Genomic DNA, 7,617 nt, shown 5'->3' on the forward strand with positions numbered 1-7,617 from the left:
GGTTGCGATTTCGCCGCTCGATTGCATTCGGCAGTGGACAGGACGGCCTGATTCTGCTATCAGCCGCCACAATTCGCGGTGCAACCTGCCGCGGAGGCATAGTGGCTATGGCCGCTTGCCTGTTGATTTCAAACCCGAAAGACAGGATTGCACGTGCAGGTACTCGTCCGCGACAACAATGTTGACCAGGCGCTCCGCGCGCTGAAGAAAAAGATGCAGCGCGAAGGCATTTTCCGCGAAATGAAGATGCGCGGTCACTACGAGAAGCCTTCCGAGAAGCGCGCCCGCGAAAAGGCCGAAGCCGTGCGCCGCGCCCGCAAGCTGGCCCGCAAGCGCGCCCAGCGCGAAGGCCTGCTGCCGATGACGCCGCGTCCGGCTCCGGCTGGCGCTGCGGGTGCTGCGCGTTCGCCGCGCTGATACCGCCAATTTTTCGTCCTTTTCGAAGGATACCCAAGGGTGGCGCGATGCGGAATCGCCGCCACCCTTTTGTTTAGAGCGACGTGCGCCTGCTTGGACGCACAACGGATGCTCTGACACTTTGTGATGAAGTTTGACCCGGTTCGGAGAGGGAACGGACCTGACGGCGCGGCGGGCAGTGAGGACAAAGAAGAGATGAATTCAATTTCCGTGGAGCGCAGAACCGCAATGCGCGGCTTCGCCCTGACGGCGGCCCTGCTCTCGGGCCTGGCGCTTGCCGCGTGCCAGACGGCCCCGACCGGCGAATTCAACAACATCGACAAGGCGCAGGGCTCGACCGAGAACATCTCCTCGCTGTCGGCGGTGATCCAGCGCAATCCGCAGGATCCGGAAGGCTACAATGTGCGCGGTTCGGCCTATGGCCGCGGCGGCCAGTACCAGGCGGCGCTGAAGGACTTCGACACCGCGATCCAGCTCAACCCGAATTTCTACCAGGCCTATTCGAACCGCGCGCTCATCCAGCGCTTCCTCGGCAACCAGGAGGCCGCGCTCGCCGACTACAACCGTTCGATCCAGATCAACGCCAATTACGACGCCGCCTTTATCGGCCGCGGCAATCTCTACCGCAAGGCGGGCCGCACCCAGGACGCCTTCAACGATTTCCAGAAGGCGATCCAGCTCGATACGACCGATGCCCGCGCCTACCACAATCGCGGCCTGATCTATCAGAGCCAGGGTCAGCACAAATTCGCCATCGAGGATTTCTCGACCGCCATCTCGCTGGCGCCGGACGCCGCCGAGCCCTACAACGGCCGCGGCCTCTCCTATCTGGCGACGGGCGACGAGGACAACGCCTTTTCCGACTTCAATATGGCCATCAAGCTCGACGGCAAGAACGCCGAGGCCTGGGCCAACCAGGCGCTGATCTACGAGCGGCGCGGCGACAAGGCGCGGGCGGCGAAGTCCTACCGCGAGGCGGTTCATCTCGATCCGAACTACCAGCCGGCCAAGGACGGCCTGTCGCGCACCAACACCGCCAGCGCCAGCTGATACAGCCGGCGCACCGCGCGACGCCCTGTCGTTAGGGTCGATCCCGCATGGCTGGAAGGCCTGGTCGCGACCGAGGCCTTCCGCCCAAAAGAACCGATCCTCAGTCGGAGATGCTTGGAAAATCCGCCGGCCGTATCCGACGACGAACCGCCGTCACCCATGCTGACAGCGAGGGCAAAGCGTTAACCCTTGCCATGTTCGCGCCAAGTTTTCGGCGGAACGCTCCACGCACCTCGACCGTTAACCGGGGCCAAATTTGCGAAAGGACCTTTCCAATGATCAAGACACTTGCCTATGCCGCCGCGCTCGCCACCACGGTCCTCGCGTTCCCCGTCAACGCCGGCACGCTCCGGCTTGGCACGCTTGATTGCACCATCGACGGCGGCGTCGGCTATGTGATCACCTCGAACAAGGGCGTGTCCTGCACCTTCCGCCCGTATCATCATGGGCCGGCCGAGCAGTACACGGGAATGATCTCCAAGCTCGGCATCGATGTCGGCCAGACGCATCAGGGCCAGCTGGCATGGGCGGTTCTGGCCGCCACCCGAAGCCATGACGAGGGCGACCTTGCCGGCAGCTATTACGGCGTCAACGCCGAGGCGAGTGTCGTGACCGGCGGCGGCGCCAATCTCCTGGTCGGCGGGCTGGGTGGCGCCTTCATGCTCGAGCCGCTCAGCGTTCAGGCGCAGACTGGCGTCAACCTGGCGGTTGCGGTCACCTCGCTGGAGCTGATCCACTCCTTCAAATAAGGCGCATTTGCTCCCTTACGCGCGGCGCGGAACAGGTTACTGTTTCGCGCCGCATGCTTTTGGGGGGACCGCCATGCCAAGAACCATCATTGCCGCTGCTCTGATCGCCGCCGCCTGCGCGGGACAGGCCGATGCGCAGAGCGGCGGCGTCGAGCTTGGCGTGCTCGATTGCGCCATCGGCGGCGGCACCGGCTTTGTCTTCGGCTCGAGCAAGGACCTGAGCTGCACCTTCACGCCCGCCGACAAGACATTCGCGCCGGAGGCCTATTTCGGCGCCGTCAACAAATACGGGCTGGACATCGGCACCACCAAACAGAGTGTCATGCAGTGGCTGGTGCTGACGCCGCTGAAGAACATCTATGCGCCGGGCGCCCTCGCCGGCGACTATGTCGGCGCCAGCGCCGAGCTGACGGCGGCGGTCGGCGCCGGCGCCAATCTGCTCGTCGGCGGCTCCGAACAGGCCTTCACGCTGCAGCCTCTCAGCCTGCAGACGCAGACCGGCATCAACATCGCCATCGGCGTCAGCCAGTTCCAGCTGCGCAGCACCGCCAACTGACAGCTCATCAAAAGCCGATCTTCAAGCGTCGCGGCGTTCGCCATACATTCCTGAAAAGGCCTGTTGAGCTCAACCGCGCTTGAGGTTCTACAAGCTCAGCCGAACTTGGATCTGGCGCCCTTTCGCGTTGCGGATGAGGCTGCGAATGGCAAGCAGGAGATCGACGTGACGGTGGCAAGCGGCAACAAGGCGGGCGGCAAGGTGGACTGGCGGGCATTGTGGGCGAGCGGCGACCTGGCGCGCTTTTGCTTCATCAGTCTCGGCATTCTGTTGCACGCCACCAACGAGACGATGGTGGCGACGGTGATGCCGGCGATGGTCGGCGAGCTGGCCGGCGTGCAATTGGTCGGCTGGTCGCTGGCGATCTACGAGCTTGGCGCCATCGTCGCCGGCGCTGCCGCCGGAAGGCTGGTGAGTTATGTGGCGCTGCGCACCAACATGATGGTTGCCGCCTTGCTCTATGCGGCCGGCGCGCTGATCTGCGCCACCGCACCCTCAATGCCGCTCTTCCTTGCCGGACGGCTGGTCGAGGGGCTGGGCGGCGGTGCGCTGGTGTCGCTGGCCTTCGTCTCGGTCGAGCGGCTGTTCCCGCGCAACATCTGGCCGCAGCTTTTCGGCATCATGTCGGCGATCTGGGGTGTTGCCGCCTTCAGCGGCCCGATGCTTGGCGCCATCATGGCCGAGCTTCTGTCCTGGCGCTGGGCCTTCGGCATCTTCACCGTCGGCGGCACCGCCATGGCGCTGGCAAGCTTCATCGTGCTCGACACGCCGCAGGCGACCAGGCCGCAGGTGGACAAGGGCACGGCGCCGCCCTTTCCTTATGCAGCGCTCGGCTGCCTTGCCGTCAGCGTCGTGCTGATCGCCAGCGCCGGCGTCGATGTCGCCCTGCTGCGCTCCTCGCTGCTGCTTGGGCTGGGGTTGATCGGCCTCGTGCTATTCTTCCGTGTCGATGCGCTGAAGCCGGGCTCGCGGCTGTTTCCGTCGCGGCTGTTTTCCTGGCGCTCGCCGGTCGGCAGCGGCATGACCATGGTGGCCGCCTTCTCGGTGGCAACCGTCTCCTTCGCCATCTATGGGCCGCTGCTCTTGACCACGCTGCACGGCATCTCGATCCTGACCACCGGCTACATCATCGCCGCCGAATCGATTGCCTGGTCGATTCTCGCGATCCTCGTCGCCAACGCACCGCTGGAGCGCGAACGGCTGATCATAGTCCTCGGTGCCCTGATGATCGCGGCCGGCCTCGCCGGGCTTGCCTATGCAATCCCGAGCGGCTCGATTCCGTTGATCCTGCTCTGCGCTCTTCTGCAGGGCGGCGGCTTCGGTGTGTCCTGGCCGTTCCTCACCCGCGTCATCGTCGCCTCGGCCCGTGACGGCGAGCAGACGATCGCATCGGCAGCGGTGCCGACCATGCAGCGCATCGGCTATGCGGTGGGGGCGGCGCTGGCCGGGATCATCGCCAATGCCAGCGGCTTTTCCGAAGGCCTGAACCGCGACGCGGCGGCGAACGTCGCCGGCTGGCTGTTCCTCGCTTTCGTGCCACTCGGCATTCTCGGCTGCCTGGCGGCCATCAGGATCGCTATGCCAGCGGCGCATCCACAGGAAGCGACGGGCTGACCTCGGGAGACAATCGGAGAGCGGAAGTCCTCACAGAGACGGCAGGACGGCTCGGATGTGATCGGCGAAGGCCTCGACCGCGGGTGATCGCTCGGTGTCGGCAAAGGCGACCAGAATGCCAAGCTGGGGCAAGCGAGGAAGCGGCGCGCCCAGAATATGGAGGTCCGACGGCACCGCATCCTCGGTCATCACGCTGATTGCCAGGCCCGACCGCGCCACGGCGATCAGCCCGGCAAGGCTGTTGCTGGCATAGGATATTTTGTAGCGCAGTCCGGCGCGCGCCATGGCCTCGCAAGCCGCCTTGTGGTCGACGGCATTCGACGCCGACAACGCAAGCGGCACGATGTCGCCAAAATGGTAGAGGTCCAGCGCCGGCTTGCTGCCCACCCATACGAGCGCTTCGGTGCGCACATGCGCGTCGCTTGCGTTCGGACTGGAGACAAGCGCCAGGTCGATCTGGCGCGCGTTGAGAAGCGTCCGCAATTCGACGGTGGGCGCCGAAACCACCTTGATTTCGACATCGGGATATATGGTTCCGAAGCCCTTCAGCAGCGCGGGAAAGAACGCGCTCAGATAGTCCTCGGGACTGCCGAAAATGATCGAACCGTGTAGGCCTTTGTCGGACAGCGCCGAGATCGCCTCGTCATGGATTTTGAGGATGCGCTCGGCATAGGCCAGGAAGCGCTCGCCGCTGCCGGTGAGCCGCACCCCGCTGCCGCTGCGATGAAACAGGCTCTGGCCGAGGGCTTCCTCAAGCCGCTGCACCTGCATTGTCACGGCCGACTGCGTGCGTCCGACCTGTACCGCCACCGCACTGAGGGTTCCCGAATGCGCCGCGCGCACGAATGTCGCCAGCAGCTTGAGATCGAGCATATCAAATCCATTGATATCAGAATCCGACAACTATCAATTTTACTGCATCCGCGCCAGCCGCTAGATTGTTGGCGCAACGCTTGCTGGAGTTGAGAGATGTCGAAAAACTTGGAGCCTGGGTTTTGGGATTCGGCGCGCAAGCACCTGATCCGCTATGGCGGCAGCTTCGAGCCCGCCATCATCGAGCGCGCCGCTGGCTCCTTCGTCTACGATGCCGACGACAGGCCCATCCTCGACTTCACCTCCGGGCAGATGAGCGCCCTGCTCGGGCATGCTCACCCCAGGATCGTCTCGACGGTCAGCCGCCAGGTGGAAAGGGCCGCGCATCTTTTCAGCGGCATGCTGTCCCGCCCGGTAGTCGAGCTTGCCGAACGTCTCGCCGCGCTGGCGCCCGGCCTCGACAGGGTGCTGCTGCTCTCGACCGGCGCCGAGTCCAACGAAGCAGCCATCCGGATGGCCAAGCTGGTGACCGGCAGGCACGAGATCGTCGCCTTCTCGAAGAGTTGGCACGGGATGACCGGTGCTGCCGCGTCGGCGACCTACAGCGCCGGCCGCAAGGGCTATGGGCCCGCGGCGGTTGGATCTCTTGCGATTCCCGCGCCCAACAGCTTCCGGCCGCGCTTCAGGAATGCCGACGGTTCATTGGATTGGCTGACCGAGCTGAACGATGCCTTCGATCTGATCGACAGCCAGTCGACGGGGAGCCTCGCGGCCTTTGTCGCCGAACCGATCCTGTCGAGCGGCGGCATTCTGGAATTGCCGCAAGGCTATCTGGCGGCACTCCAGCAGAAATGCCGCGAGCGCGGAATGCTGCTGATCCTCGATGAAGCGCAGACCGGCATCGGCCGCACGGGAGACATGTTCGCTTTCCAAAGGGATGACGTCACCCCGGACATCCTTACGCTCTCCAAGACCATCGGCGCCGGGCTTCCCCTATCAGCGGTGATGACGACGGCTGAAATCGAGGAAGCGGCGCACGACAAGGGCTTCCTGTTCTATACCACGCATGTCTCCGACCCCCTGCCGGCGGCTGTCGGCGTTGCGGTGCTCGATGTGGTGGAAGAGGAAAAGCTCGTCGACCGGGCACAGCGCCTGGGAGAGAAACTGTTCGAAGGGCTGTCGCGGCTCAAGCAGCGCTACGAATGTGTCGGCGACGTGCGCGGTCGCGGCCTGCTGCTCGGGGTCGAGATCGTCAAGGACGGCAAGGTTCCCGATCACCAGTTGGGCGCAACGATCGCGGCGGAAGCGTTCCGGCGCGGCCTGAGCATGAACATCGTCAAGCTTCCCGGGATGGGCGGCGTCTTCCGCATAGCCCCTCCTTTGACCATCTCCGAGGAGGACCTGGATCTCGGCCTGAGGATGATTTCGGAGTCCATCGAAGCCGGACTAGCCGCCAACGCGAACCTTACAGGCATCGCCGCCGAGTGAAATTACCTGGGCCGGCCGTCTTCGGCGGCGGGGCGTTCAGACAACGATGGTCTTCAGCCGCTCGGCAATGAGTGCGGCGAGGCGTGTCGCCACCTCTTCCTTACCCATCTCAGGCCATTCCTCGACGCCTGCCTTCGAGACGATCCGCACCTTGTTGCGGTCGCCGCCCATCACGCCGGACGGGCCGATGCCGCTTTCATGCGAGACGTCGTTGGCGACGATGAAATCGGCGCCCTTCTTCTTCAGCTTGGCCTCGGCGTTGCTGATCAGGTCCTGCGTCTCGGCGGCAAAGCCGACGACCAGCCCCGGCCGCTGCCTGTTATGACCGACGCCGGCGAGGATGTCCGGATTCTCGATCATCTGCAGCGAAGGCGGTCCCTCGCCGGCCACCTTCTTGATCTTCTCGCCGGCGGCGTTCGCCGTGCGCCAGTCGGCGACGGCGGCGACGAACACCGCCGCATCCGCCGGCAAAAGGCTTTCGACCGCGCCCTTCATCTCGGCGGCGGTCTCGACATGGGTAGTGATGACGCCGGCCGGATCGGCGATGGTGACCGGACCGGAGACCAGCCGCACATCGGCGCCGAGCTTCGCCAACGCCGCCGCAATGGCGTGACCCTGCTTGCCGGACGAGCGGTTGGCGATGTAGCGCACCGGGTCGATCGGCTCATGCGTCGGCCCCGAGGTGACGATGATCCTGCGGCCCGCCAGCGGCTTCGGCCTCTCGTCGAGCAGCGCCTCGATCGCGGCTGCGATCTCCAGCGGTTCGGCCATGCGGCCCTCGCCCGCCTCGTTGCTCTCGGCCATCTCGCCTTTGGCCGGGCCGACGAAGACAACGCCGTCTTTTTGCAGGGTCGCCCGGTTGCGGCGGGTCGCCGGATGCGACCACATTTTCGGGTTCATCGCCGGCGCCATCAGCACCTTCTTGTCGGT

Annotated in this window: 8 protein-coding genes; 6 read left to right on the top strand and 2 right to left on the bottom strand. The window is 64.9% G+C overall.

Going from position 1 to position 7,617, the window contains the following annotated elements; genetic code table 11:
• Positions 1-153: 153 nt before the first annotated feature.
• The 5 genes from rpsU (at position 154) to EN780_RS22590 (ending at position 4,386) form a co-directional block, all read left to right on the top strand.
• Positions 154-417: a 30S ribosomal protein S21 gene (gene rpsU / locus EN780_RS22570; RefSeq protein ID WP_126058367.1), complete on the top strand. Its 264-nt coding sequence runs from the start codon at positions 154-156 to the stop codon at positions 415-417.
• 195 nt (positions 418-612) lie between these two features.
• Complete coding sequence (locus EN780_RS22575; RefSeq protein WP_127287196.1) at positions 613-1,467, top strand: tetratricopeptide repeat protein; 855 nt, start codon at positions 613-615, stop codon at positions 1,465-1,467.
• A gap of 275 nt (positions 1,468-1,742) precedes the next feature.
• Complete coding sequence (locus tag EN780_RS22580; protein WP_127287195.1) at positions 1,743-2,216, top strand: DUF992 domain-containing protein; 474 nt, start codon at positions 1,743-1,745, stop codon at positions 2,214-2,216.
• 73 nt (positions 2,217-2,289) lie between these two features.
• Entirely contained in the window at positions 2,290-2,772 is a 483-nt protein-coding gene (locus EN780_RS22585) for a DUF992 domain-containing protein (protein ID WP_127308940.1), read from the top strand.
• A 165-nt stretch (positions 2,773-2,937) separates the two neighbouring features.
• On the top strand, positions 2,938-4,386 hold the full coding sequence (locus EN780_RS22590) for an MFS transporter (protein WP_245500077.1): 1,449 nt from the start codon (positions 2,938-2,940) through the stop codon (positions 4,384-4,386).
• 30 nt (positions 4,387-4,416) lie between these two features.
• Here EN780_RS22590 and EN780_RS22595 read toward each other — a convergent pair whose 3' ends face one another.
• The gene (locus EN780_RS22595) at positions 4,417-5,259 is read right to left on the bottom strand and encodes a LysR family transcriptional regulator (protein ID WP_128275363.1); all 843 of its coding nucleotides are present in this window, start codon (positions 5,257-5,259) and stop codon (positions 4,417-4,419) included.
• Positions 5,260-5,355: 96 nt separating this feature from the next.
• Between EN780_RS22595 and EN780_RS22600 the strand changes: the two genes are divergently transcribed.
• Positions 5,356-6,687, top strand: coding sequence for an aspartate aminotransferase family protein (locus EN780_RS22600; protein ID WP_128275364.1), 1,332 nt, complete (start codon positions 5,356-5,358; stop codon positions 6,685-6,687).
• 36 nt (positions 6,688-6,723) lie between these two features.
• On the opposite strand, the gene coaBC is transcribed toward EN780_RS22600, so the two are convergent.
• Positions 6,724-7,617, bottom strand: an 894-nt coding sequence (gene coaBC / locus EN780_RS22605) for a bifunctional phosphopantothenoylcysteine decarboxylase/phosphopantothenate--cysteine ligase CoaBC (protein ID WP_128275365.1), incomplete at its 5' end; no start/stop codon positions are given.

This window comes from Mesorhizobium sp. M4B.F.Ca.ET.089.01.1.1 (assembly GCF_004022605.1).
Taxonomy (GTDB): domain Bacteria; phylum Pseudomonadota; class Alphaproteobacteria; order Rhizobiales; family Rhizobiaceae; genus Mesorhizobium; species Mesorhizobium abyssinicae.

Excerpts from the sequence above, each read along its gene's own strand:
- EN780_RS22600 (WP_128275364.1), top strand. The coding sequence starts at position 5,356 with ATGTCGAAAAACTTGGAGCCTGGGTTTTGGGATTCGGCGCGCAAGCAC.
- EN780_RS22585 (WP_127308940.1), top strand. The coding sequence starts at position 2,290 with ATGCCAAGAACCATCATTGCCGCTGCTCTGATCGCCGCCGCCTGCGCG.
- EN780_RS22580 (WP_127287195.1), top strand. The coding sequence starts at position 1,743 with ATGATCAAGACACTTGCCTATGCCGCCGCGCTCGCCACCACGGTCCTC.
- EN780_RS22595 (WP_128275363.1), bottom strand. The coding sequence starts at position 5,259 with ATGCTCGATCTCAAGCTGCTGGCGACATTCGTGCGCGCGGCGCATTCG.
- EN780_RS22575 (WP_127287196.1), top strand. The coding sequence starts at position 613 with ATGAATTCAATTTCCGTGGAGCGCAGAACCGCAATGCGCGGCTTCGCC.